Source organism: Pseudomonas sp. WS 5010, assembly GCF_012985565.1.
GTDB lineage: Bacteria > Pseudomonadota > Gammaproteobacteria > Pseudomonadales > Pseudomonadaceae > Aquipseudomonas.
This window is the reverse complement of the sequence record NZ_JAAQWQ010000005.1, coordinates 360,691-386,095: the sequence shown is the minus strand read 5'-3', so window position 1 is coordinate 386,095 and position 25,405 is coordinate 360,691. Positions and strand designations below refer to the sequence as shown.

Here is a 25,405-nt window from a genome sequence, read left to right as displayed (position 1 = left end):
CACTGGTGTTTTAACAAATAGTAGCAGTCAAGCAGCCGGCCTCCATCCGCCGACCGCGACTGAGCTTTTCCGTTACGGCCCCCTCAAGGCCGCTTTTGTTCGACTAGACCGCTGCCGGCAAATCGGACACAGCGTGGTTCGCATTGTTTGCTGCTGCCCCGGGGCGTTAGAGGCGATGGTGAGGGCTCGATGTTTCAGGACGCCGAGCTATGTGCCCCTCTCCACCCTGGTTTCACCACCCCGAACGCCGCCTGCTGGCGGGAATCCTCGGTCTGCTCTGGACGGTGCTGGCTAGCGGCTGCGCGACCACGACTTCGCCGCACGCACCCGATGCCTTCGAGGAAGTCTCGCCCGCGTCCGAGCCCGAGGCTCCCGAGTACATCCCCGTCGTGCGCTACGGCCGCTACACCCTGGTCGAGTTGGCGCCCACGGTGGCGCAGCGCGACCTGCTGTTGCAGACCATCGACGTGTCCATCCCCGAGGATGCGCGCGCCACCGTCGGCGATGGGCTGCGGCATGTGCTCAAGCGCAGCGGTTACGGCCTGTGCCAGACAGCGCATGCGGTGATCGAGCTGTACGCGCTGCCGCTGCCGGCGGCGCACCTGCACCTCGGCCCAATGACCTTGCGCGATGCGCTGCTCACGCTGGCTGGCCCGGCCTGGGAACTGCACGCGGATGACCTCACACGACAGATTTGCTTTGAGCGGCCCGGCGAGAGCATGACCGCCGACAACACACCCGCGCCGCCCCCCATCGAGGCGGTGCAGACGTTCCCGCTGGCACCCGCAGTTTCGGGAGGCCAGCCATGAACGCTCCGCAATCCGCCCAGCGTTCAACCGCCGCCGTGGTGGTGCAGAGCCTGATGTGGCTCTGGCTGCTTGGCCTCAGTGTCCTCTTGGCCCTGGGCTACCAGGCCATGAACGACCAAGCCGACCAGGATCGCCTCGATTCCCGGCTGCAACGCCTCGAAGCGCAGGCGACAGGCCTGGCCGAGACCGTCGAGGCCATCCAGCAGCGGCCGGCCGTTGCCACGGCGGCAGACCTCAAAGACACCCGCCAAATCCTGGACGCACGCGCGGCCCAGGTCGAGAAATCGCTGAGCGCCTATGCCGCTGCCGACGACCTTCAGGCACTGCGCGCCGAAGTCGAGCAGGTCAAGGCGCGCCAGACCACCGCACGCGCCGCAGTACCCGCCCAGCCGCGCGCACCGAGCAAGTCATCCGCCAAGCCCGAACCTCCGCCGCTGCCGTTCCGGGTCGTCGGTGCCGAACTGCGCGCCGGCGAGCGCAGCGTGTCTGTCGCGCCCAGCAGTGGCGACTTCACGCCCGACCAACTTCAGGTGCTGCTGCCAGGTGATGCGGTCGGCCCGTGGCGCTTGCAGGCGGTCGAGGGCAACACCGCGCTGTTCCAGACCGGCGACCAGACCCGTCGCATGGCGATTCCCTGACTGGAGTACAGCGCATGAAGCCGCCGATCATCCTTTCCGCGCTCCTGCTGGCGTCCGCCCAGTGGCCCGCCTTGGCGCAGCAGCCGCCTGCGGCTCCCGTCCGCAATGCGCAGAGCCAGGAGCGCTCGCTGGCCGCTCGCGTTCTGGACGACCGGGTGGCGAGCGACTGGGGCCTGCAACCGCAGGAGTGGGCGCGCTACCGCGAACTGATGGACGGGCCGCTGGGCATCTACTCGCCCAATCTGGACCCGTTGTCGGCCCTGGGCATCGAAGCCCGCACCGACGAGGAAAGGCGCCGCTACGCAGAGCTGCAGGTGCAGGTTGAGGCGCGCCGCGTCGAGAAGCTGCTCGCCTACCAGAGGGCCTACGACGAGGCCTGGCAGCGCCTGAACCCCGGCATGCAGCGGGTGAACTTGCCGGACGACAAGCCGGTCGCCGGAGCCACGCGCGGCAGCGGCCGCACGGCGGTATTCGTCAAGGACGGCTGCGCAGCCTGCGGACAGCTCGTGCAGCGCCTGCAATCCTCGGGGGCCGAGTTCGACCTGTACATGGTCGGCAGCCGCCAGGACGACGCGCGCATCCGCGACTGGGCCAAGCGCGCACAGATCGACCCCGCACGGGTGCGCAGCGGCAGCATCACTCTCAACCATGACGGCGGCCGCTGGCTGTCGCTGGGCCTGCCCGGCGATTTGCCTGCGGTCGTGCGCGAGGTGAATGGCCAATGGCAACGCCAACCCTGACGGCGCCGTTGCGCGCACTGGTACTCGTTGCTGGCCTTTGCGCCTTCGTTGCCCAGGCCCAGGAAGTTCCACCACCGGCCTATCAGCTTGCCGCCCAGCGCGCGGGCATTCCCTCGACGGTGCTCTATGCCGTAGCCCTGCAAGAGAGCGGCATCCGGCGCAACGGGCGCATCGTCCCGTGGCCGTGGTCCCTCAACGTCGCCGGCCAGTCGCGCCGCTACGCGACCCGATCCGACGCCTGTGCCGGTTTGCACCAGGCGATGCGCTCCACGCCGCACACGCGCATCGACGCGGGCCTGGGCCAGATCAACCTCGGCTACCACCAGCAGCGCTACAGCACCGCGTGCGACCTGCTTGACCCGTACCGCAACCTCGCCATCGCCGCCGAGATCCTGAAAGAGCAGCACAGCCCCGGGGAGGATTGGTTGGTGGCGATCGGCCGTTACCACCGCCCCGCGGGAGGCGAGCCCGCCGCCCGCTATCGACGCAGCGTGTCGCGCCACCTCGCGCGCGTGCAAGGCACGCGCTCAACCCCGGCGGTCCTCGCCGCGCGCCAGGAGACCTCACCATGACGAAATCCCATCTGGCTCATCTCGCGGCGAAAGGCCTGCTCGTGCTGTTGGCGGGTCTGCCGCTGGCCTCGCGTGCCGGCGAGCCGCTGATCGTGGTCGAAGACCGTGGCGGCACGTCGGCGCTGCCGTACTACGAAGCCCTGAACCTTCAGCCGCGCGCCAACGCGCCGGCCCGGTCGCCCATCCTGACGCCTCAGATCCCTGCCACACCGGCGGACGAGGCCGCGATGCTGCCGGTGCGCAGCGCCAAGCTCACGTCCGGCACCGTCGCGCGGCGGGTGATCGAGGCGCCGGGCCTGCGTCCCTTCGTGGTCGTGGGCGACGACGAGACTTCCCAGGCCTGGTTGCGCCGCCATGCAGCCTCATTGCGCGAGCGCGGCGCGGTCGGTCTGGTGGTCAACGTCGAGACCGTGCAAGGCCTGGCGCGGCTGCGCGCCCTGGTGCATGGCGTGCCCCTCGCGCCCGTGTCCGGCGACGACCTGGCCGAGCGCCTGGGCCTGCGGCACTACCCGGCGCTGATCACGGCCACCGGCATCGAGCAATGAAGCCATGTCGGGGAAACAGCCGGTCGAGGTTCTGCTTCGCCCAGCGGTGGAGCTATATACCGTCGCGGCGTGTGCAGGCGCCGCGTTTCTGTCCCTGGTGGCCTCGTGGTCGCTCGCGCTGAGCCCCGCCATGGGCGTCGGCAGCGCGCTGGCGTTCGGGGCCTATGGCGCGATCCGCTACCGCGATGCCCGCGTCATCCTGCGCTACCGGCGCAACATCCGCAGGTTGCCTCGGTACGTGATGACCAGCAAGCACGTGCCGGTCAGCCAGCAGCGTCTGTTCGTGGGGCGCGGGTTCCTGTGGGAGCAGAAACACACCCATAGGCTCATGCAGACGTACCGGCCGGAGTTTCGGCGCTACGTCGAGCCGACGCCGGCCTATCGGCTGGCGCGCAGGCTGGAGGAACGGCTGGAGTTCGCGCCGTTCCCGCTGTCCCGGCTGTCGAAACTCACCGGCTGGGACGTACCTTGCAACCCGGTGCGGCCGCTGCCGCCAGTGGGCGGCCTGCCGCGCCTGCACGGAATCGAACCGGAGGAGGTGGACGTCAGCCTGCCGCTGGGCGAGCGCGTCGGGCACTCGCTGGTACTGGGCACCACGCGCGTGGGCAAGACCCGGTTGGCCGAGTTGTTCGTCACGCAGGACATCCGGCGCACGAACTCTGCGGGCGAGCACGAGGTCGTGATCTTCATCGACCCCAAAGGAGATGCCGATCTCCTGAAGCGGATGTATGTCGAGGCCAAGCGCGCGGGCCGCGAAGGCGAGTTCTATGTCTTCCATTTGGGCTGGCCGGACATTTCCGCGCGCTACAACGCCGTAGGCCGCTTCGGTCGCATCTCGGAAGTCGCCACCCGCATCGCGGGCCAGCTCTCCGGCGAAGGCAACAGCGCAGCCTTCAGGGAGTTCGCGTGGCGCTTCGTCAACATCATCGCCCGCGCCCTGGTGGAACTGGGGCAGCGCCCGGACTACATGCTGATCCAGCGGCACGTCATCAACATCGACGCGCTGTTCATCGAGTACGCCCAGCACTACTTCGCCAAGACCGAGCCCAAGGCCTGGGAGGTGATCGTTCAGATCGAGGCCAAGCTCAATGAGAAGAACATCCCGCGCAACATGATCGGGCGCGAGAAGCGCGTGGTGGCGCTGGAGCAGTACCTCTCCCAGGCCCGCAACTACGACCCGGTGCTGGACGGCCTGCGCTCTGCCGTCCGCTACGACAAGACGTACTTCGACAAGATCGTCGCCAGCCTGCTGCCGCTGCTGGAGAAGCTCACCAGCGGGAAGATTTCCCAGCTTCTGGCCCCGAATTATTCCGACCTGGCCGACCCGCGCCCGATCTTCGATTGGATGCAGGTCATCCGAAAGCGCGCCGTCGTCTACGTGGGCCTGGACGCGCTGTCCGACGCCGAGGTCGCCGCAGCGGTCGGCAATTCCATGTTCTCCGACCTGGTTTCGGTCGCAGGCCACATCTACAAGCACGGGATTGACGATGGCTTGCCGGGCGCTTCAGCCGGTGCGCGCGTGCCGATCAATGTCCACGCCGACGAGTTCAACGAATTGATGGGCGATGAGTTCATCCCATTGATCAACAAGGGCGGTGGCGCAGGCCTCCAGGTCACCGCGTACACGCAGACCCTCTCGGACATCGAGGCCCGCATTGGCAACCGCGCCAAGGCCGGTCAGGTGATCGGCAACTTCAACAACCTGTTCATGCTGCGCGTGCGCGAGACCGCGACCGCTGAACTGCTGACCCGGCAACTACCGAAGGTCGAGGTCTATACGACCACCATCGTCAGCGGCGCGACCGACAGCTCGGACATTCGCGGGGCGACGGATTTCACGTCGAACACCCAGGACCGCATCAGCATGTCCAGCGTGCCGATGATCGAGCCGTCGCACGTCGTCGGCTTGCCCAAGGGCCAGTGCTTCGCGTTGTTGCAGGGTGGTCAGCTTTGGAAAGTGCGCATGCCGCTGCCGGCGCCGGACCCGGACGAGGTGATGCCGGCGGACTTGCAGCAACTGGCCGGGTACATGCGCCAGAGCTACAGCGAAGCCACGCAGTGGTGGGAGTTCACCAGTTCTCCGGCCCCGCAGGACGGGGCTTTGCCCAAGGACCTGCTGGATGAGGCTACGCCGACCGAAGCTGGCCCGGCAGCCACCGACGACAGCGCCGGCAACGAGGCCTCGTCATGAAGGACGCCGCCTCGACCGCGCAGCGGGAGCAGAACCAGCGCCAGGGCCTGATCGTCGGCACCATCACCTTGCCGTTCCGGCTGCTCGGGGTGCTGATCGGCTCGCTGCTGTTCTCGATCGTGGTCGAGTGCGTCGGCATGCACCTGTTCTGGAAGGACCAAGGCTGGCGCCACTCCCAGCAGATGTTGCAGTACGAGCTGGGGCATTTGTCCAACCATTTCACGCGCAGCGTCGTCGTGCAGGAGCCGGGCCGAACGGCGCACGAGCTGGTGGATACCGGCTACGAATGGGTGTTCGTGCGCTCGGGGCTGCTGGAGCGCATGAGCCAGACCGCCGAGCGCGCCCGCGCGCCCAGCCATGGGCAGACCCGCAACTTCCGGTACTACATCAGCCAGGTCTATGTCTGGACCGAGAGCTACCTGATCGCTGCGGCCTTCACGACGCTCACTTTCCTGGTGCGCCTGCTGGTCCTGGTGCTCACGCTGCCGCTGATCTTCACCGCGGCATTCGTCGGTCTGATCGACGGCCTGGTACGGCGGGACGTGCGCCGGTTCGGCGCGGGCCGGGAATCCGGTTTCATCTACCACCGGGCGAAGGCGAGCCTGATGCCGCTGGCCGTGTTGCCGTGGGTCACGTACCTGGCCTTGCCGATCTCGGTGCATCCACTCCTGATCCTGCTGCCGAGCGCCGCCTTGCTGGGACTGGCCGTGAGCCTGACCGCAGGCAGCTTCAAGAAGTACCTCTAGACCATCAATCCGGTCATCCGCAGGTTCCTATTGTTTGCGGCCTAAAAGCCCCTCGTTGCCCACGATCAACCCATTGCTGATCACACAGGAATGGCGCGATGTTGGCTCCGATCTGGCAGCGCGCCGCGCATCGCGGCGTGCCCACTTTTTTCGTGACGGCCCTCCTGCTGGGCCAGTCCCCGATGACATTGGCCGAGCCCCCCGCGCAGCGCCAGGAGCTGGTCGCCGCGCTGCGTCAACTCGACGCGCTGGAGCGCACCGTCACCAACAGCGCCGCGCATGCCCCCATCCAGCCGGGCGAGCGCTACCACTTCGATTACCCGCGGCTGCTGGCTGACTTGGCGCGCGTGCGCGCCGGCATCCAGGCCCACCTCACACCGTCGCGTGCCCAGCCGCGCGACCCCGCTGAACTGGCTGGCGACTACCGCACCGAGCGGACCGTCGCTCCATCGCCGACGACCGCGGAGGCCAAGCCATGAACGGCGCCCAGGTCTCGGCATTTCAAGCCAACAGCGGCATCGCGCCTTCGGCGATGGCGACCGTCCTGGTCGGCGTCGTGTTCGCGGTCCTGCTCGTCTGGGGCGTCTGGGCCATCCGAACGGCCTACGTGGGGTGGTCAGAGAGCCGCCTCAACCAGCGCCAGTTCCTCGGCGTCTGCATCCGCTTTGTCGCGATGTACCTCGTCCTGAGTTTCTTCCTCCTCTCCTGACCTGAAAGGCCTGACCATGCAAAACCGCATCCTCACGTCCCGTTTTTCCCAGCGTGCCGCCGTGGCCCTGGGCGCCGCCGCGCTGCCCGCGCTGTCGTTCGCGCAGGGGCTGCCGCAACTGGAGAACCCGACCCGCGGCACCGGCAACGGCATCATGGAAACGATCCGCAACTACGGCTACGACATCATCATGCTCGTGGCCCTGCTGGTCGTGGCGTCGATGTTTATCGGCGTCTGCTACCACGCCTACGGCACCTACGCGGAGATCCACACCGGCCGCAAGACGTGGGGCCAGTTCGGCCTCACGGTCGCCATCGGCGCCGTGCTGCTCGTGATCGGCATCTGGCTGCTCACCGAAGCCACCGGCATCCTGTAAGGCGAGGCTGGTATGTCCGAGCAGCAGCACGTCCGTGCGGACGGGACGGTCACGTTCCTTCCGCACCGGCTCAACCGCCATCCCGTTGTTGTGCGCGGCCTCACCGCCGACGAGCTGTGGATCTGCTGCGGCCTGTCCGGCGCCGCCGGCCTGCTGGTCGGTGCGCCGCTGTCCTGGGTGTTCCGCACGATCGCGCTCGCGCCCACGTTCGTCGTGCTGGGCGTGGCCTTCGGCGTCTTCATCGGGGGCGGCATCCTGCGTCGCCTCAAGCGCGGGCGCCCCGACACCTGGCTGTACCGGCAACTGCAATGGCGCATCGCCACGCGCCACCCGCTGGCGGCGGGCTGGGTGGGCGGCCATGTGCTGATCTCACGCTCCGGCTTCTGGACCACCCGAAGGTCTGTTGCAAGGGGGGCACGATGAGCCGCTTCAAGAACGAGATCACCCATCTGCAGGCGCACATCAAGACGCTCCGCCTGGGTGCCGGCGCGCTGGTCATCGTCGCTCTGGTCATGGGCGGCGGCTGGTGGAGCGCGCCGCGCGACCTAACCATCCACGTCCCGCCCGACCTGCGCTCCGGCAGTACCCGCAAGTGGTGGGAAGTTCCGCCCGAATCGGTCTATGCGTTCACGTTCTACGTGTTCCAGACCCTCAACCGCTGGCCGACGAACGGCGAAGAGGACTACGCGCGCAACCTCCACACGCTCTCGCCGTACCTCACCCCGTCCTGCCAGGCCTTCCTGCGGGCGGACTACGACTATCGCCGCAGCACGGGCGAGCTGCGCCAGCGCGTGCGCGGTATCTACGAAATCCCCGGCCGCGGCTACGGCGACGACCCCACGGCGCGCGTGCGCGTGGTCTCCGACCGCGACTGGGTGGTGAGGCTGGACATCACCGCCGACGAGTACTACGGCGCCGAGCAGGTCAAGCGGGCCTTGGTGCGCTACCCGGTGAAGGTCACGCGGGTGGACGTTGATCCCGCCCGCAACCCGTTCGGTCTGGCGCTTGACTGCTACGACGGTGCCCCCCAGCGCATCAGCGCCCCGGAGCCGTCGCGCCCGGCGCCTGGCGGCCTGTCTCCGCAAGCGCCCCAAGGAGGAAACACCCCATGAAGCATCCTGTATTCACGCTGCTTGGGCTGTTAGCCGTGGCTGCCTCGGCCACCATGCCCGCCGCTGTCCAGGCGGTCGAAATTCTGCGCTGGGAACGCATGCCGCTCGCGGTGCCGCTGAGGGTGGGCCAAGAGCGCATCGTGTTCATCGACCGGAACGTCCGCGTGGGCGTGCCTGCGGGCGCGGGCGAACGCCTGCGCGTGCAGAGCGCGGGCGGCGCGGTGTACCTGCGCGCCAGCGAACCGATCGAGCCCACGCGGCTGCAACTGCAGGACGCCGACACGGGCGCGCTGATCCTGCTCGACATCGCGGCCGAGCCGCCCAAGGACGGCGAGGCCGAGCTGGAGCCGGTGCGCATCGTCGAGGGCAGCAGCACCCCGGCGCGCTACGGCGATCAGGCAGGCGGTGCCGATGAGGCCCCGGCACGCGCCCAGGATCAGACAGGCGCTCAAGCGGCGCGGCGCGAAACCCCCGTGCCGGTCGTCCTGACGCGCTTCGCTGCGCAGAACCTCTATGCGCCGCTGCGCACCGTGGAGCCGCTGCCGGGTGTCATGCGGGTCAACCTGCGCCGTGACCTCGACCTCGGCACGCTGATGCCGACGCTGCCGGTGCGCGCGGTCGCGCTCGCGTCGTGGCGTCTGGAAGACCAGTGGGTCACTGCCGTGCGCTTGACCAACACCGGCGCGGGCAGGATCACGCTCGACCCGCGCGTGCTGCAAGGCGACTTCCTCACCGCCACCTTCCAGCACGAGGCGCTCGGCCCGCGCGGAACGCCCGAGGACACGACCGTCCTGTACCTGGTGACGCGAGGGCACGGCCTGGCGCAGTCGCTGCTGCCGGCGATCCACCGCTTCGACCCGGCCGTGCATCTGCCGCAACCGGAAGCTGAAGCCGGCGACGGCAAGGAGGCCCGCCATGCGCAGTAACGGCTTGCTCAAGTGGCTGATGATCCCGGTCGCCTTGCTAGTGCTGTTCGTCGCCATCCGGTTGTTTTCGGGTGGAAGCTCGTCGGCGCCGCTCGCCCCGGATGCCGGCGCCAAGCTCACACCCGAGGAAATGAAGGCGTTGGGCATCGAAGGCGATACCCCCCGCGATACAGTGGCAACGCTCGTCGCCCAGGTAAAGCAGTTGCGCACCGAGCTTCAGACCGCGCTGACCGACAACAAGTCGCAGCGCGAGGAAAACCAGCGGCTGCGCCAGCGCGAGAACTCCATCGATCAGCGCATCAATTCGGCCCTCGAATCCGAGCGCTCCAACCTGCGCCGCGACCAGGAACAGGCGGCCAGCGCGCGCCAGCAGACCGAAGGGCTGCTCGCCGACCTGCAGCGGCGTCTGGACAGCATCGGCGGGCGCGGCGGCGGCCATGCCGATCTGCCCGTGGGCCTGGGGCTGCGCGATGGCGACGAGGCCGACATGGAAGGCGGCATGCGCTGGGTCGAACCGGACGACGCGAAGAAGGCCGAGGGACGCAACGGCAGTCGTGGCACGGGCAGCGGCATGAGCTTCCCGACGAGCTTCGGCCCGGCGCAAAGCACGCTGGAAACGACCGCGGAAACCGTGGCGAACGCCGGCGCACGTGCGGCAGGCGTCAAGAGCGCCAAGCCGGTCTATACCGTGCCAACCAACTCAACGCTGATGGGGTCGGTCGCGATGACCGCGCTGATCGGTCGTGTGCCGATCGACGGGACGGTGAACGATCCGTACCCCTTCAAGGTGCTGGTCGGCCCGGACAACCTCACGGCCAACGGGATTGATATTCCCGACGTGGCCGGCGCCGTGTTCAGCGGAACCGCATCGGGTGACTGGACGCTCTCGTGCGTGCGCGGCCAGGTACGCAGCATCACCTTCGTCTTCAACGACGGCACGATCCGCACCATCCCCGAAGACCGCGAAGGCAACCAGCAGAACAACCAGCAGCGCGACGGCCTGGGCTGGATCAGCGATCCGCACGGCATCCCCTGCGTCAGTGGCGAACGGCGCAGCAACGCCCAGCAGTACCTCGGCTCGCAGGCCCTGATCACGGCGGCCGGTGCCGGCGTGGCCTCGCTCATCGAGAGCGACAGCGGCCGCATGTCCTACGTCGGCTCGGACGGCGCCATCGGCACCGTGGGCATCAGCGGCAAGGAAGCAGTCGGCCAGATCCTCGCGGGCGGCGTCCGGGACATGTCGGCCTGGGTCAACAAGCTCTACGGCCAGGCCTTCGCCTCCGTCTATGTCCAGCCTGGTGCCAAGGTTGCCGTCCACCTCGAAAAGCCGCTGGCCATCGATCACGACCCCGAAGGCCGGCGCGTCGATCACCGTGCAGGAGAAAGCCATGCGCTCGAACTCGATTAAGGGCCTCGCGCTGGCCGCGGCCGTCGCCGTGCTCGGCGGTTGCGCCACCAGCAAGGAAGAACTGCTGACCCATAGCGACCGCACCATGATGGACATCTGGCAGCAGGAAACGGGTGGCGGCGGCAGTGGCACCGGCCAGGTCGCGCGCCGGCAGTTGCTCGACGCGCGCCAGAGCCTGCGCCGGCCGCTGACCGACGCCGATGTGCAGGCTGCGCCCGTCGAGCAGATGCGCTACACGCGCTTGGCGCGCAACGAGGTTTATCGCCAGTTCCAGCGCCTGCCCAACCCCGATCTCGTCATGTATGTGTACCCGCACCTAGCGGGCACGGACCCCGTGCCGGTTCCGGGCTACACGACGGTCTTCCCGCTGTACCAGCGCGTGCAGTACGCCATGCCCGGTGAACGGCTGGAGGACTATTGATGCGCTGGAAACTTCCCTGGCCGAAGCTGGCCGCATCCGGCACCGGCGACGAAGAGAAGCCGGACGGCTGGCAGCGCCACGTCGAGGCCTTGCGCCAGGCCGGCGTCCCTGAACCCGGCGCAGCGGTCCAGGGCCGCAGGCCGGCGACGGTAGCCGACGAGCAGGCGCTGTACGACGTCGCGCCGTCGTTCGCGGAACTGCTGCCTTGGGTGGAGTTCTTGCCGCAGTCGAAGTCCATGCTGCTGGAGGATGGGCAGTCGGTCGCTGCCTTCTACGAGCTGGTGCCGCTGGGCACCGAGGGGCGGGAGCCCGGCTGGCTCGCGCATGCCCGCGATGCCTTGGAGAACGCGCTCCAGGACTCGTTCGATGAGCTGGACGAGAACCCCTGGGTGCTCCAGCTCTACGCCCAGGACGAGCCCAGCTTCGACCAGTACATGCAGACCCTGCGCGACTATGTGCAGCCGCGCGCCCGCGATACTGCGTTCACCGAGTTCTACCTGCGCTTCTTCGGCCACCATCTGCGCGCGGTCGCCAAGCCGGGCGGCCTGTTCGAGGACACGGTGGTCACGCGGCTGCGCTGGCGCGGCCAGACGCGGCGGGTGCGCATGGTGATCTATCGCCGTGCCACCGGGCAGGCAAGCCGCCGCGGCCAGACGCCCGAGCAGATGCTGAACATCGTCTGCGACCGCCTGTGCGGCGGCCTGGCGAACGCCGGCATCCAGGCACGGCGCATGGTCGCAGCCGACGTCCACGACTGGCTGCTGCGGTGGTTCAATCCGCGCCCCGCGATGCTCGGGCCTGGAGCCGAGGATCAGGAGCGCTTCTATGCACTGGCGCGCTACCCCGACAGCACCGAAGAAAGCGAGGCCGGCGAAATCGAGCTGGCGAGCGGGCGGGATTTCAGTCAGCGGCTGTTCTTCGGCCAGCCACGCTCCGACGTGGAGCACGGCACCTGGTATTTCGACGGCATGCCGCACCGCGTGCTGATCACCGACCGGCTGCGCATGCCGCCCGGCACCGGACACCTGACCGGCGAGACCCGCAAAGGGGATGCCATCAACACGCTGTTCGACCAGATGCCGGAAGACACCTTGCTGTGTCTCACGATGGTCGCCACGCCGCAGGATGTCCTGGAAGCGGATCTCAACCACCTGGCGAAGAAGGCCGTGGGCGAGACGCTGGCGTCGGAGCAGACGTTGAAGGACGTGCAGGAAGCCCGCTCCCTCATCGGCAGCGCGCACAAGCTCTACCGGGGGACGCTGGCATTCTACCTGCGCGGACGCGACGAAGCGGAACTGGACCGGCGCGGCCTGGACCTGGCGAACGTGATGCTCAATGCTGGCTTGCAGCCGGTGCGCGAGGACGACGAGGTGGCGCCGCTCAACAGCTACTTGCGGTGGCTGCCATGCTGCTACAACCCCGGCCAGGATCGGCGCAAGTGGTACACCCAACTGATGTTCGCTCAGCACGCGGCGAACCTGTCGCCGGTGTGGGGCCGCGCTCAAGGTACGGGGCACCCGGGCATCACGATGTTCAACCGCGGTGGCGGGCCGATCACCTTCGACCCGCTCAGCCGCCTGGATCGGCAGATGAACGCCCATCTGTTCCTGTTCGGCCCCACCGGCTCCGGCAAGAGCGCCACGCTCAACAACCTCTTGAATCAGGTCACGGCCATCTACCGACCGCGGCTGTTCATCGTGGAGGCTGGCAACAGCTTCGGCCTGTTCAGCGACTTCGCACGCAGGCTCGGGCTGACGGTAAACCGGGTCAAGCTGGCCCCAGGTTCGGGCATCAGCCTCGCGCCATTCGCAGACGCGCGTCGGCTGATCGAGACGCCCAGCGACGTGCAGACGCTCGACGCCGACGCGCTGGATGAAGACCCGCCACCAGATGCCTCGGCCATGGAGGCGGACGAGCAGCGCGACGTGCTCGGCGAACTGGAGATCACGGCGCGGCTGATGATCACGGGCGGAGAGGACAAGGAGGAAGCCCGGATGACACGGGCTGACCGCTCGCTGATCCGTCAGTGCATCCTCGACGCCGCCGAGCACTGCGTGGCCGACAAACGCACGGTGCTTACGCGCGACGTGCGCAACGCGTTGCGCGCCCGCGGCCAGGACCCGACGCTGCCCGAAATGCGCCGCGTGCGGCTGCTGGAGATGGCGGATGCGATGGACATGTTCTGTCAAGGCACGGACGGCGAAATGTTCGACCGCGACGGCACGCCGTGGCCCGAAGCCGACATCACCTTGGTTGACCTCGCGACATACGCCCGCGAGGGCTACAACGCGCAGCTCTCCATCGCTTACATCAGCCTGATCAGCACGGTGAACAACATCGCCGAGCGCGACCAATACCTTGGACGCCCGATCATCAACGTCACCGACGAAGGACACATCATCACGAAGAACCCACTGCTCGCGCCCTACGTGGTCAAGATCACGAAGATGTGGCGCAAGCTGGGCGCATGGTTCTGGTTGGCCACGCAGAACATCGACGATCTGCCGCGCGCAGCTGAGCCCATGCTCAACATGATCGAGTGGTGGATCTGCTTGTCGATGCCCCCGGATGAGGTGGAGAAGATCGCGCGGTTCCGCGAACTCAGCCCAGCACAGAAGGCGCTAATGTTGTCGGCGCGCAAAGAGGCGGGGAAATTCACCGAGGGCGTCATCCTCTCCAAGAGCATGGAAGTGCTGTTCCGTGCCGTGCCGCCGAGCCTGTACCTCGCGCTCGCGCAGACCGAACCCGAAGAGAAGGCCGAGCGCTACCAGCTCATGCAGCAATACGGCTGCTCCGAACTGGAGGCGGCCTTCAAGGTGGCCGAGAAGATCGACCAGGCACGCGGCATCGATTCGCCAGCCCTGGAACTGCCCTACTAAGCCGGAGAACGCCATGGAACCGAAACGTCCTTCCATTCCGATGCAGGTCCAGGTGTTCCGCCGTCGCAACGGGCGTCCCCGCTGGCCCTGGGCCTTGGCCGCTGCATTGGTCGCATTGCTGTTGATCTGGCTCGTCCCCCGGTCGCCCGATGAATCCTCAGCGCCGTCGCCCTCGCCGGTCAGCATGACGCAGACGCCGGGGTCACCCTGGCAGATGGGCAACCCAGAGGGCCGCTTCACGCTGACGCTCTATGCCGACCTGGAATGTCCGTTCTGCCGGGAGTATTTCCCGCAGCTCAAGCGCTGGGTCGGCAACAACACCGACGTGGCCCTGCAATGGCACCACCAGCCGCTGGCCGCACACGAGCCCGCCGCGTCGGCCGAGGCGCGTCTGGCCGAGTGCGCCGCCGAAGGTGGCGGGCATGCGGCGTTCTGGCAGGCGATCGAATGGGTCTATGCCCACACGCGCAGCGACGGCCAGGGCTTGCCCGATGGCCTGCGCTACCCCGCATCGACGCCGGCCGTCGAGCGGTGCCTGGCGAGCGAGCGGCCAGATGTGCTTATTCGCGCCCAGGCCGCTGAAGCCACCAAGAGCGGTGTGACCGCCACGCCGTCGCTGCGGCTGCTCGATCGCCAGACGGGTCAGACCATCCTGCTGCAGGGGCCGATCGAGGGCGATGCCTTGCTGTCGGCCATTGACATGCTGGCGACCGGGAACTCGGCCAGCGACACGGCGGCCGCACCCACCATCCCCACATCCGAAATGCCTGCCGACGTTGTCGGCGACATGCCCAGGTAGCCCTCGGTCTTGGAGGCTACGGCGCGGCTTGCCGCACTGACCGCTACCCGTTCGCTTCGCATCCTGGCTGCGAACAATCACCGCTGCGCGGTGGTGGATGCACCTTGTTCCGCTGTTTCCATCCCCAGGAGGGCTTGCCCTCCTGGGGTGGCGTCCTCCGTTCACATTCTGGAGGTCCGCCATGTCTCTCGTCGTAAATGACTCCTGCGTGGAGCCACGTTTTGCCCCAGCGTCCCAATCTGATGATTGGATCATCCGGCAGGCCATCGCGCTGCTGGAACAACGTGTTTTCAAGGCCGGGCCGCTTCTTGGCCAGCCACAGGCCGTGAAGGACTATCTGCGTCTGAAACTCGTCGCAGAACCGAACGAAGTGTTCGCCATCGTGTTCATGAACAGCCAGCACCGGGTGTTGGCCTATGAGCCGATGTTCAAGGGCACGCTCGATTCGACTGCAGTTTATCCGCGCGCTGTCGTGCAGCGTGCATTGGAGCTGAATGCCGGCGCGGTGATTTTTTCGCACCAGCATCCCTCGGGATGCACTGAGCCGTCGAGCTCGGATCGCGCTTTGACCGACCGACTGAAGGCTGCGTTGGCGCTCATCGATGTGCGAGTGTTGGACCACATCATCGTCGGCCAAGGCGCTCCATACTCGTTCGCGGAATCCGGTCTGCTGTAGCCCGCTCCTTGATCCACGCGGAGGCTTCGGCCTCCGCTTTTTCATGGGCGCGAGACAAGCAGGTATGCGGGCAGTGCGCGATGCGCATTGTTTGTTGGGGCCGCGTCGGCTTCGCGTTTGACTACTGCTCTGATCAACTTCAAGGGCACGCGACATGCCAGCATCTCTTTCCAGGTTCGCGCCGGGCTGGCGAACCCTCGGCCTGGCCGTGGCGCTGCCGGCAGCCCTGGCCGTTTTCAGCCCGGCCACCTTCGCCGCCGACGTGGTGGTCGTCACCGACAGCCGCCACCCGGTCAAGACCATGGGCGGCGAGCGGCTGATCGAACTGAACGAAGCCCACAGGATTGAAGCGGAGCTTTCCGCGGGACTGCCCACCGACCCCGAACAGGCGACGGCCATCGTCAAGCGCCGGCTGAATGGCGGCGGTGCCGATCTGCAGCGACGCATCGCTTCCGCATACCAAAGCGTTACCGACGCATGGAGTCTCGGCATCACCAGCCTCCCGGCCGTGGTGGTGGACAGGCGCTATGTGGTCTATGGCGAGTCGGATGTGGCTCGCGCTGTCGCGCGCATCGAGCAGCACCGGAGGACCCAGCCGTGACCCGACCATTCGACCTGATGCGCCGTCTGCATGCTGGCGTGGCTTCGTTGCTGCTGCTCAGCGCCACGGGCAGCTACGCCCTCAACACTGCCACCATCGTCGGCTCGGTAGCGTCACCCGACTGCCTCGAATACCGCGTCGTTGGCATCTGCTACTGGCTCTATTGCACCTGGACCGGCTGCACGGTGCGCACGTCCATCAAGGTGCGCCACTACATCCCCGATGCGGTGGTGTCGTCGTACTCGAATACCGGCGAAAACCCCTGGGTCGAGGTCCGGGCAATGAGCACGCCCAACCCGTCCGCCCAAGCGGGCGGCGATGGAACCACGAACGAGGATCACGAAAACAACCTCGCCAAGTTCAAAAACTCGGACGTTATCGGCCACCCCGGCGTCGAGGTGTTCAACCAGTTCGTCTCGTCGTCGGGTTACTTCTGCGAGGGCGCGGGCACGGCGTTCATGCCGTACTTGCTCAGCACCTTGGACACGCTGGCCTGGCGCTACAACGTGCCCGAGATGGCCTACCCGGAAGCGCTGATTCCGGGCCGGCGTGAGGTCGGCGCACGCACCACGATGAACCTGTGGGGCAACGTGTATCCCCGTGGCGGCTTCCTGCACCAGACCGACGACTTCAAGGCCGGCGCAGTGGTGGCCCAGCGTGCAGGCGATGTGGTCACGCGCCGGGGGCAGATCCACGTCTATCAGCCGTTGCTTGCCAACTCCCGCGACGGCTACTGGCCGGCAGGCGCGCTGATGGAGGGCGATGCCTCGACCGGAAAGTGGCAAGAACTCACGCCCGTCCTGTCGTCGTCCTGCACGGTCTTCCCGCGCAGCGGCTTTCTTACCCAGGCGCAGCAAGGCGACTACGCATGGGCGCTGTGGCGGCCGTATGCCTGCTGCGAACGCCGGGGCCAAGTGTTCCTGGGCAGCGTCGATTTTCTCTGAGGTGGTGCCATGAAGTTCCGTCCTGCATTCAATCCGTTCTCCCGCCGGGCACGTCGCACGGAGATCGTCCTGGCGCTGGCCGGCGCCCTCGCGCTGGGCAGCGGCGTGGCCTGGGGTCAACTGGGCTACCAGACCAGCGGCAGTGTCATCGGCGATGACGTCATGTACTCGATCGGTGGCGGCAACGCCGTGTCGATGGGCCGTGCGGCCGGCATGCGCTCTCTCGGTGTCGGCGTGGGTTGGAACAGCAACTTGATCTGCGGCGACATGAGCATCCAGACCACGTTGAAGAACCAACTTAACGGCATCACCAACGGCTTCCAGCAAATCATGTCGTCGGTGATCCAGAGTGCCACCAGTGCGGTGGCATCGTTGCCCGCGCTGATCATCCAGCGGGCCGATCCCGGTTTGTACAACCTGCTCACCAATGGCGTGCTGCAGGCGCGACTCGATTTCGACCGCAGCAAGCTGACGTGCCGTGCCATGGCCGAGAAGATGGCCGAAATGGCGGGCGGCCAGCTCGGCTGGAGCCAGATGGCCGAAGGGCTGGCGCTGCGCGATGCCGTGTCGAGCACGGATGCGGTCTCGGCCATCGAGCAAGCCGAGACGCGCCGCGGCAATGACGGCGTGCCGTGGGTCGGGGGCAGCAACGCGGGCGGCTCCGGCCAGCCCGCGATCAAGGTCGTCGGCGATGTCACCCGCGCCGGCTACAACCTGGTCAACGGCCGCGGCGTGACCGACACCTCATCCATCGCGCCGGCCAGTTGCAGCAGCCTCTCGTGCCAGACCTGGGCCTCTCCGCAGGCCGCCGTCGAGTGGGCCACGCGCGTGCTCGGCGAGAAGGAGCAGCGCACGTGCGATGCCTGCACCAAGACCGAGACGACGCCGGGCGTCGGGCTCACGCCGCTGATCCAGGAGGAGTACGACGCCAAGCTGCAGGCGCTCCAGGACCTGGTGACCAAGGCCAAGAACACGACGCCGGAGAACCTGCGCGAAGCTGGCAGCGCGTCGCTGCCGATCACGCGCGGCGTGATCGAGGCGCTGCGCGACGAGCCCGACCAGCACCTGCTGTCGCAGCGCTTGGCGTCCGAAGTCGCGCTGGCGTCCGTGCTGGAGAAAGCGCTGCTGCTGCAGCGCACGCTGCTCACGGGCAAGAAGGAGCCCAACGTCGCGGCCAACGAGCTTGCCGTTGAGGCGGTGAACCACGAGAGCGACACGCTCGACCGTGAGATTCGCAACCTCAAGACCGAACTGGAGCTGCGGCGCGAGCTGGCGAACAACTCACCCATGGCGATCATCCAGCGCCACGGCGCACGTGCGGCCGGCTCGCGCGGCATCTACGAGGGCGATCCTGTGCCGGACCGTCTCGACCAGCTCCAGAAGGGCAACCCGGGGAGTCGGCCATGAGCCCGGCGCGCATGGCCTGGCGGCCGCTGCGCTGGTTGTTCAGCCGGCGCGCGGCGAAGACGCTGCTGTGGCTGGTGCTGATCGTTGCCGCCGCCGTGGGGGCGAACGTCGCGGGCATCTACCTAGTCGGCAGCGTTGCAGGCTGGGAACGGTGGCTGACGGCCTCCGCAGGGTATTTCTTCATCTGGCGGCTGTGCGTGTACGCGGCAACGGCCTATGGATGGTTCTGGATGCGCCGCCGGGTGCTCGCCCGCGAAGACCAAAGCGGGACAGATGGGCAGGCGCGGCGCCGGCTGATCCGCACCGAGGTCGCCAGCGTCGTCGCCATCGTCGCGCTGGAAACCAGCCTGTTGATGGAGGCCGCTTGAGGGGAGATCGGGACCATGACGCTCTTCACGACCGACTATCTGGAGTACTACCTCACCCTCGTGTCCTGGATCGTCAACAACGGCATCTGGGCGGTGCTGGTGTCCAGCGGGGTATTCGCGCTGCCTTTCGTCGCCATCATCGTGCAGGAGTGGCTGAAGGCCCGTGCGGAAGGTGCCGACGAAGGCAACAAGGGCTTGCTCTCGGCCGTCCGCATCGAGAACCGGGTCTTCGTCGCCATCGTGGTGGTGATGTTCGCGGGCATTCCGTTCATCGACGTGGACCTCAACACCATCCAGTACGACAGCTCGCGCTCGGCCCAGTGCCAGGTCAGCGTGCCACAGCCCACGGATACCGGCTGGTCACAGTCCTTCAGCACCATCAACAACCAGTCCGCGAAGGTGCCGGTCTGGTGGGCCTTCATGCACGCGCTCTCGCGCGCTGTCACGAGCGCCTCGGTGGCGGCGATCCCATGTGGTACGGACCTGCGGCAAATGCGCATGGAGATCGACGCGACCCGCATTGACGACCCGGTGCTGGCCCAGGAAGTGGCGGACTTCTCGCGGGATTGCTATGGGCCTGCGCGGGCCAAACTGTTCATGCAGCGCCCTCAGCTCGATGAGCAGCAGATGCACGACGTGACCTGGATCGGATCGAGGTTCTTCACCGACACCAACGGCTACTACGACACGTACCGTTCCAGCACGCCGCGCGACGACTGGCCCTACGACAGCAACCGCGATGCCGGGCTTGCGCAGGTGGCCAGCGGCGGCGGCTATCCGAACTGTAGGCAGTGGTGGGCCGATGGCAGCAACGGCCTGCGGGCACGCCTGCTGGGACAGGTGGACCCGAGCCTGCTGAATCGCCTGGCGGGCTGGGCCGGGTTCCTGAGCCGGGCCGAGGTGGACGACTCGGTGATCCGCGCCATCGCCTCCCCGCGGCAGCAGAAGTTGAACCAGGGCAGCGTCTATACGGACTACGGCGGCCAGATCGACAAGACCCTGCCGAACATCGTGACGCGCGCCACGGGCGACGTCGGCATGGCAGTCGGCGCGATTGCCGCGTTTCCTGCCATGGACGTCGTGAGACAGGCTCTGCCCATGGTCCTCGCCTTGCTCAAGATGGCGCTGGTCATCTGCATCCCGCTCGTGCTGGTCATCGGCACCTATGACCTGAAAACGGTCGTCACCGTCAGCGTCGTGCAGTTCGCGCTGTTCTTCGTGGACTTCTGGTTCCAGCTCGCCCGCTGGATCGACAGCACCATCCTCGATGCGCTTTACGGCTGGGGCTTCGGGTGGAATCGGCCGCACACCAACTTCGACCCGCTGGTGGGATTGAACAATGCCTTTGGCGACATGCTTCTGATGTTCGTCATGGGCACCATGTTCATCGTCCTGCCTACGTTCTGGATTGGCGCACTCACCTGGGTCGGTGTACGTGCCGGTGCAATCGCCAACACCTTCGCCACTGCCACAAAGGATGCAGGAAGCGCTGGCGGCAAAGGAGCAGGTGCTGTCTCAGGCGGCAAGCTCAAATGATCGAATGACCTTCGGCGTCAGTCGTCTTGGTACATCTCGTGGGAGGTATCGTTGTACAGGTTGGGATCGTAGCCAGGCGTGGCCCGCAGTTCCTCAATGGTTGGGTACTGCAGTTCAAACCCTTCTTCATCGGGATGGTGCTGATTCATAGCCCATCCTGCCACCACCACGCCCAGCAGCACGAGTGCGAACCAGAAAGCAACGTAGAGCAGCACCCCGAGCACAGCCAGCTTGAAGACCCACACAAGTGCGGTAGCACCAGCTCGCGGCACACCCCTGAATACCAGCCAATTCGACGCCCGCCGTTCGCCGCGCGCATAGGCGCGCCATCCGCGGCCAAAGGCGCGGCCGAGGCGTTCTGCGGTGCTGGTGCGGGTCGTCGTGTTCATGGTCGTATCCTGCTGTTAAGGAATGCCTATTCCAGTTTGCTCCACTTCATTCGGTTTGCGGCTTCAATGTGTTTTCTTGCTGCTTCAGGACGCTTCGTCATCCGGCCCCACCGGGCCGGGGTCAGGTTCAACGCCGATGCGGTAGGTGGCAACAAAATGCGGCCAGTCCACGTGGTCCACCAGGTCGATGTCCTCGATGACGCCAACCTTCGCTCCCGCACGCTCGAACAGGGCGATGCTCTTAGCGGGATAGTTGTTGCGCGACGGATAGAGCACCCCGTCGAACAGCGCCTGGCCGTCATCTGCGAGCATCGCATGCACCTGGGCGGACACCTGCTGCGTGTGCGTGTAGTCGCGGCTGGCCAACTGCTCTAGGTTCAGGCCGAAGTAGCCCGCCATGACGCCCGGCGTCGTGATATCGGCCAGAAGCACGTCGTCCATCACGCCTACTGCGCGCACCATCCGGGCTTGGACTTCTTTCAGCGCGATCGAGCGTTGCGTGTCCGCAAGCCACTGGTGCTTGTGAAACACCGACTCCATCAGCGCCGTGGGCAGGTCGCGCCCCAGGTAGAGCACGCCGTAGGCCCCCGCCGGGTCATCGTAGCGATTCGTGCTGCTGCGGCCATAGTACAGCGGGCTGCCCCGATAGACGACGCGGCTCACATGCTGGAGCAGTTCACCGTCATCGATCAGGAACGAAGGCAGCTCGTGGCTCATGGCGATCTCGCTTCAATGCACCTGGACGCCCAGCACGTTGAACACGGCCTCGGCCACGTCATCGATCGTGCCATGCGTCACCGCATCCACCGGCGAGCGACCGCCCAAGCCTTCGAGCGGCTCGGACAGCGCGCTGTAGATCGTCCAGTGGTCGATGCCCTCGACCTCCTGGAGCACGGTTTGGGTCAACTGCTGCTTCACCGGGTCGAGCTGCCAGTCGGGCAGCTTCTGGCCGCGCGGCCCCACGTTCAGCGCCAGTAGCCGACGGGCGAGGATGTCCTTGTAGATTTGCTGGCGCGACTTGTCCGCCAGCTTGGCGAACTCGGCAGGCGGCAGGTTGTCCGGCTGATTGAAGGCTTCCAGCAGCACGGCGCGGCCTCTCTGGACGTCGGTTTCAGTCGGTGCCCAGCGCGTGTCGGAGCGCAACGCGGCCGCCTTGCGCTGCAAGGCCTGCGCCACCGTTTCACCTTCCAGGTTAGCGGGCAGCGTCACAGCCTCCACGCGCTCGTGGATGAACGCCTGCAACTCGGCCGCGAAAGCCGGGGCATCCCGGATTTCGACGGTATCGGCGAAGCGTCGCACATCCTCCACCGTGACGCGCGGCAGCCGGTCGGCAATGAATTCGATCGCAGTGGGCATGGTCAACTCCCAGGTAGGTTTGAGACAAGACTCACTCTAGTCGCCTTTGTCGCCTTTGTCAACTTGATCGCCTGAGTGGGAGCCCACCTGGCGGTGTAGCGTCCCGGCAGCATAGGCCGGGGCCAGCGCCAATTCGCCGTCCAATCCATTCGTGCGGGTTCCGCATTGACGCTGGAGCCGCAACTCAGGCCCAGCTATACCGAAACGGTGAAAGGCCAAAGGGTCGAAACGGCAAGGGAATGGGATGCAAGGGGAAAGGCCCTATCCCGAAAAGGCAAAAAGGCCTCCCGCCCGGCCCGCTATCAGGACATCGACATGCTCTCCCTGTTCCAGCGGAAACGGCCTCCGGTCGCTGCCGCGACGTCTCCAGCCCCCGCCATCGACCTCCCGAAAGGGTTGATGCGGCCGGAGTCGGCCGCATCGCTGCTGGCCACCCCGCGCCGGCAGAAGCTGCTGGAACACATCTGGCAGCGCACCTCGCTCTCGCGCCGGCAGTTCGCCACCCTGTACCGCGCGCCACTGGAGCGATACGCCGAGCTGGTCCAGGTCTTCCCGGCCTCCGAAGCGCACCACCACGCCTACCCGGGCGGTATGCTCGATCACGGCCTCGAAATCGTCGCCTACAGCCTGAAGCTGCGGCAGTCCCATTTGCTGCCCATCGGGGCCAGCCCCGAAGACCAAGCGGCGCAGGCCGAAGCCTGGACTGCGGCCGTCGCCTATGCCGCACTGCTTCATGACATCGGCAAGGTTGCCGTCGATCTGCACGTCGAGCTGGCCGACGGGAGCACCTGGCACCCATGGCACGGCCCGCTGCGCCAACCGTACCGCTTCCGCTACCGCGACGACCGCGAGTACCGGCTCCATAGCGCCGCGACAGGCTTGCTCTACCGGCAACTGCTCGACCGCGATCTGCTGGACTGGCTCAGTGGCTATCCTTCCCTGTGGGCGCCGCTACTCTACGTTCTGGCCGGGCAGTACGAGCACGCCGGGGTACTGGGCGAGCTGGTCGTGCAGGCTGACCGCGCCTCCGTCGCTCAGGAATTGGGCGGCGATCCCGCGCGTGCCATGGCCGCGCCCAAGCACTCGCTCCAACGCAAGCTGGTCAACGGGCTGCGCTACCTGCTCAAGGAAGAGCTGAAACTGAACCAGCCCGAAGCCTCCGATGGCTGGCTCACCGAGGACGCGCTGTGGCTGGTGAGCAAGACAGTCTCGGACAAGCTGCGCGCGCACCTGCTGTCCCAGGGGGTCGATGGCATCCCCGCGAACAACACGGCCGTGTTCAACGTGCTACAGGATCATGCCATGTTGCAGCCCACCGCCTCCGGCAAGGCCATCTGGCGCGCAACTATTACCAGTGAGAGTGGCTGGTCCCATGCCTTCACGCTCCTGCGCCTGGCCCCGGCGCTGATCTGGGAGCCCTCGGAGCGACCCAGCCCATTTGCGGGAACCGTGACCGTGGACAACGCCGGCGAGGCCGAGGACGGGCCGCGCCCGTCCGCGCACGACGCTGCACTGCGACCCGGAACAGCGGCGGCAACAGAGAAGGAGCCTGCAGCAAGCAGCCATCCAGATCAGTCGGGCGGGAGTCGCGCCATACCTCCCAGCCCGCAGCGCAATCCGGCCGACCCGCTGGAAAGCATGCTGGCGATGTTCGAGGCAACGCCTGAGCCGGAGCAGTCCGTCGAAGCCCCGCCAGAGGGTGCCGACGATGCAGCGGCGCCGCTCGACCATCCCGCATCGGCCCCTGGTCCTTCGGCGCCGACCGCCGCGCCTGCCGCGCACGATTCCGCCTCATTTACCGGGCGGCCATCGGGCGAGCATTTCATGGCCTGGCTGAAACAGGCCGTCCAGACCCGCAAGCTCATCATCAATGACGCCAAGGCCCTGGTACATACCGTGTCCGACACGGTTTACCTGATCAGCCCTGGTATTTTCCAGCGCTACGCACAAGAGCATCCAAACATTGGGCCGCTTGCAAAGGACGCGGCCCTGCAGAACTGGCAGTGGGTGCAGAAGCGCTTTGAAAAACTCGGACTCCACAGGAAACAGCCATCGGGTCTGAACATCAGGACGTGCGAGGTCATGGGGCCTCGCAAAACGCGCCAGGTGCATGGATATTTGCTCGAAGATCCATCGCACATATTCGATGCCGTTCCACCGAACAATCCTTATCTGTCGCTCAAATAGCCGACTAAGGGGGAAGTGCCACACGTTCTGTTTGAGCGGGTGGCAGGCTTCAGTCGATCCGAAGAGGCTCGAACGACTTGACGAGTTGGTCCACCACCTTGACCTGCCGCAGCAGCGGTTCGAGCGCGTCCAGTGGCAGAGCGCTGGGTCCGTCACAGCGTGCATGCGCCGGGTCGGCGTGTGCTTCGAGGAACAAACCGCCGATGCCGACCGCCATGCCGGCCCGCGCGAGTTCGGGCAACTGTTGGCGACGCCCACCCGAAGCCAACGCATCCGCTTCTCGCCGCTGCAGGCTATGGGTGACGTCGAACACCAGTGGCAGGCCACCGCTGGCAAGGCTCATTTCGCGGAAGCCCAGCATGTCCACGACGAGATTGTCGTAGCCGAACTGCGTGCCACGCTCGCACAACAGGACGCGCGGGTTGCCAGCCTCGTGCAGTTTGTGGACGACATGCCTGATCTGGCCCGGGCTCAGGAACTGCGGCTTCTTGACATTCACTACCCGACCGGTGCGAGCAATGGCGACCACCAGATCGGTCTGCCGGGCCAGGAAGGCCGGAACTTGCAGTACATCGGCAATGGCTGCGACCTGCACGGCCTGCTCAACCTCATGCACGTCGGTCAAGACTGGGCATCCGAACCGCGACTTGACCGCATCGAGGACCCGCAACCCTTCGTCCAGGCCGACACCTCGGAAAGAATGGATCGACGAGCGATTGGCCTTGTCGAATGACGCCTTGAAAACGAAGGGTATTTCCAGCTTGCGCGTCACCTCCACGAAGTGCTCGGCCGCAGCCAGGGTCGTATCGAGATCCTCGATGACGTTGATGCCGCCGAACAGCACGAACGGCAGGTCGTTGGCGACTGTGATGCCCTCCGAAATGGCGACGTGCAGGGAGGTGGCTGATGATATCGATCGCATAAAACTTCCTCTCGTGATGTCAACGACCGCAGGTGAAAGCTCCGAGCGTCGTCGGCGAAGAATGCCCCACGGTCTTGGACTTTGCGTGCAGACGCGTCCGCAACAGCGCTTACAGGGTCTGGGGTCCGCACCGGCGACTCCGCCTGTG

28 protein-coding genes are annotated in these 25,405 nt (G+C 66.5%); 24 read left to right on the top strand and 4 right to left on the bottom strand.

Translation table 11 applies throughout. The features are described from left to right. Positions 1–209 precede the first annotated feature (209 nt). From HBO11_RS18660 to HBO11_RS18550, 23 genes are all read left to right on the top strand, one after another. Positions 210–809, top strand: a complete 600-nt coding sequence (locus HBO11_RS18660; RefSeq protein WP_017640422.1) for a PilL N-terminal domain-containing protein — start codon at positions 210–212, stop codon at positions 807–809. Further along, a complete protein-coding gene (locus HBO11_RS18655) occupies positions 806–1,447 on the top strand; it encodes a hypothetical protein (RefSeq protein WP_170058939.1) in 642 nt (213 codons plus the stop codon). Before HBO11_RS18660 ends, HBO11_RS18655 begins: the two co-directional genes overlap by 4 nt. Positions 1,448–1,461: 14 nt before the next feature. After that, positions 1,462–2,187 (top strand): TIGR03759 family integrating conjugative element protein, encoded by a 726-nt coding sequence (locus HBO11_RS18650; RefSeq protein ID WP_017640424.1) that lies wholly within the window; start codon positions 1,462–1,464, stop codon positions 2,185–2,187. Next, on the top strand, positions 2,169–2,759 hold the full coding sequence (locus tag HBO11_RS18645; protein ID WP_017640425.1) for a transglycosylase SLT domain-containing protein: 591 nt from the start codon (positions 2,169–2,171) through the stop codon (positions 2,757–2,759). Before HBO11_RS18650 ends, HBO11_RS18645 begins: the two co-directional genes overlap by 19 nt. Continuing rightward, complete coding sequence (locus tag HBO11_RS18640; protein ID WP_017640426.1) at positions 2,756–3,304, top strand: integrating conjugative element protein; 549 nt, start codon at positions 2,756–2,758, stop codon at positions 3,302–3,304. The genes HBO11_RS18645 and HBO11_RS18640 overlap by 4 nt, the downstream gene beginning before the upstream one ends. 4 nt (positions 3,305–3,308) lie before the next feature. Beyond that, on the top strand, positions 3,309–5,495 hold the full coding sequence (gene traD / locus HBO11_RS18635; RefSeq protein ID WP_170058938.1) for a type IV conjugative transfer system coupling protein TraD: 2,187 nt from the start codon (positions 3,309–3,311) through the stop codon (positions 5,493–5,495). Beyond that, positions 5,492–6,241, top strand: coding sequence for a TIGR03747 family integrating conjugative element membrane protein (locus HBO11_RS18630; protein WP_017640428.1), 750 nt, complete (start codon positions 5,492–5,494; stop codon positions 6,239–6,241). The genes traD and HBO11_RS18630 overlap by 4 nt, the downstream gene beginning before the upstream one ends. 98 nt (positions 6,242–6,339) lie before the next feature. After that, positions 6,340–6,720, top strand: a complete 381-nt coding sequence (locus HBO11_RS18625; RefSeq protein WP_017640429.1) for an RAQPRD family integrative conjugative element protein — start codon at positions 6,340–6,342, stop codon at positions 6,718–6,720. Beyond that, a complete protein-coding gene (locus HBO11_RS18620) occupies positions 6,717–6,950 on the top strand; it encodes a TIGR03758 family integrating conjugative element protein (protein WP_003050225.1) in 234 nt (77 codons plus the stop codon). The genes HBO11_RS18625 and HBO11_RS18620 overlap by 4 nt, the downstream gene beginning before the upstream one ends. Before the next feature lie 16 nt (positions 6,951–6,966). Next, entirely contained in the window at positions 6,967–7,326 is a 360-nt protein-coding gene (locus tag HBO11_RS18615) for a TIGR03745 family integrating conjugative element membrane protein (RefSeq protein WP_017640430.1), read from the top strand. A gap of 12 nt (positions 7,327–7,338) precedes the next feature. After that, positions 7,339–7,749 (top strand): TIGR03750 family conjugal transfer protein, encoded by a 411-nt coding sequence (locus HBO11_RS18610; RefSeq protein ID WP_004566561.1) that lies wholly within the window; start codon positions 7,339–7,341, stop codon positions 7,747–7,749. Beyond that, positions 7,746–8,438: a PFL_4703 family integrating conjugative element protein gene (locus HBO11_RS18605; protein ID WP_017640431.1), complete on the top strand. Its 693-nt coding sequence runs from the start codon at positions 7,746–7,748 to the stop codon at positions 8,436–8,438. Before HBO11_RS18610 ends, HBO11_RS18605 begins: the two co-directional genes overlap by 4 nt. Further along, complete coding sequence (locus HBO11_RS18600; RefSeq protein ID WP_017640432.1) at positions 8,435–9,364, top strand: TIGR03749 family integrating conjugative element protein; 930 nt, start codon at positions 8,435–8,437, stop codon at positions 9,362–9,364. Before HBO11_RS18605 ends, HBO11_RS18600 begins: the two co-directional genes overlap by 4 nt. Then, the gene (locus HBO11_RS18595; RefSeq protein ID WP_047219621.1) at positions 9,354–10,772 is read left to right on the top strand and encodes a TIGR03752 family integrating conjugative element protein; all 1,419 of its coding nucleotides are present in this window, start codon (positions 9,354–9,356) and stop codon (positions 10,770–10,772) included. Before HBO11_RS18600 ends, HBO11_RS18595 begins: the two co-directional genes overlap by 11 nt. Next, positions 10,753–11,193 (top strand): TIGR03751 family conjugal transfer lipoprotein, encoded by a 441-nt coding sequence (locus HBO11_RS18590; protein WP_017640434.1) that lies wholly within the window; start codon positions 10,753–10,755, stop codon positions 11,191–11,193. The genes HBO11_RS18595 and HBO11_RS18590 overlap by 20 nt, the downstream gene beginning before the upstream one ends. Further along, the gene (locus HBO11_RS18585; protein ID WP_017640435.1) at positions 11,193–14,072 is read left to right on the top strand and encodes a conjugative transfer ATPase; all 2,880 of its coding nucleotides are present in this window, start codon (positions 11,193–11,195) and stop codon (positions 14,070–14,072) included. The genes HBO11_RS18590 and HBO11_RS18585 overlap by 1 nt, the downstream gene beginning before the upstream one ends. A gap of 13 nt (positions 14,073–14,085) precedes the next feature. Next, positions 14,086–14,871, top strand: coding sequence for a thioredoxin domain-containing protein (locus HBO11_RS18580; protein WP_017640436.1), 786 nt, complete (start codon positions 14,086–14,088; stop codon positions 14,869–14,871). Positions 14,872–15,052: 181 nt separating this feature from the next. Next, the gene (gene radC, locus HBO11_RS18575) at positions 15,053–15,547 is read left to right on the top strand and encodes a DNA repair protein RadC (protein ID WP_017640437.1); all 495 of its coding nucleotides are present in this window, start codon (positions 15,053–15,055) and stop codon (positions 15,545–15,547) included. Positions 15,548–15,701: 154 nt separating this feature from the next. After that, positions 15,702–16,148, top strand: a complete 447-nt coding sequence (locus HBO11_RS18570; protein ID WP_026083770.1) for a TIGR03757 family integrating conjugative element protein — start codon at positions 15,702–15,704, stop codon at positions 16,146–16,148. After that, a complete protein-coding gene (locus tag HBO11_RS18565) occupies positions 16,145–17,092 on the top strand; it encodes a TIGR03756 family integrating conjugative element protein (RefSeq protein WP_017640439.1) in 948 nt (315 codons plus the stop codon). The genes HBO11_RS18570 and HBO11_RS18565 overlap by 4 nt, the downstream gene beginning before the upstream one ends. 9 nt (positions 17,093–17,101) lie before the next feature. Continuing rightward, positions 17,102–18,499, top strand: a complete 1,398-nt coding sequence (locus HBO11_RS18560) for an integrating conjugative element protein (RefSeq protein ID WP_039016603.1) — start codon at positions 17,102–17,104, stop codon at positions 18,497–18,499. Next, a complete protein-coding gene (locus HBO11_RS18555; RefSeq protein ID WP_047219619.1) occupies positions 18,496–18,867 on the top strand; it encodes a hypothetical protein in 372 nt (123 codons plus the stop codon). Before HBO11_RS18560 ends, HBO11_RS18555 begins: the two co-directional genes overlap by 4 nt. 15 nt (positions 18,868–18,882) lie before the next feature. Further along, on the top strand, positions 18,883–20,403 hold the full coding sequence (locus tag HBO11_RS18550) for a conjugal transfer protein TraG N-terminal domain-containing protein (RefSeq protein WP_047219618.1): 1,521 nt from the start codon (positions 18,883–18,885) through the stop codon (positions 20,401–20,403). Between the two features lie 17 nt (positions 20,404–20,420). Here HBO11_RS18550 and HBO11_RS18545 read toward each other — a convergent pair whose 3' ends face one another. From HBO11_RS18545 to HBO11_RS18535, 3 genes are all read right to left on the bottom strand, one after another. Continuing rightward, positions 20,421–20,792 (bottom strand): DUF3742 family protein, encoded by a 372-nt coding sequence (locus HBO11_RS18545; RefSeq protein ID WP_058130706.1) that lies wholly within the window; start codon positions 20,790–20,792, stop codon positions 20,421–20,423. Between the two features lie 84 nt (positions 20,793–20,876). After that, positions 20,877–21,509, bottom strand: a complete 633-nt coding sequence (locus HBO11_RS18540) for an RES family NAD+ phosphorylase (protein ID WP_058130708.1) — start codon at positions 21,507–21,509, stop codon at positions 20,877–20,879. A 12-nt stretch (positions 21,510–21,521) separates the two neighbouring features. Further along, positions 21,522–22,148 carry a hypothetical protein gene (locus tag HBO11_RS18535; RefSeq protein ID WP_047219624.1) on the bottom strand — a complete coding sequence of 209 codons (627 nt, stop codon included), beginning with the start codon at positions 22,146–22,148 and terminating at the stop codon, positions 21,522–21,524. A gap of 315 nt (positions 22,149–22,463) precedes the next feature. Here HBO11_RS18535 and mobH point away from each other — a divergent pair, with 315 nt between their 5' ends. Beyond that, entirely contained in the window at positions 22,464–24,335 is a 1,872-nt protein-coding gene (gene mobH / locus HBO11_RS18530) for a MobH family relaxase (RefSeq protein WP_058143964.1), read from the top strand. 49 nt (positions 24,336–24,384) lie between these two features. On the opposite strand, the gene kdsA is transcribed toward mobH, so the two are convergent. Then, positions 24,385–25,257 (bottom strand): 3-deoxy-8-phosphooctulonate synthase, encoded by an 873-nt coding sequence (kdsA, locus tag HBO11_RS18525; RefSeq protein WP_058143963.1) that lies wholly within the window; start codon positions 25,255–25,257, stop codon positions 24,385–24,387. Between the last annotated feature and the right edge of the window lie 148 nt (positions 25,258–25,405).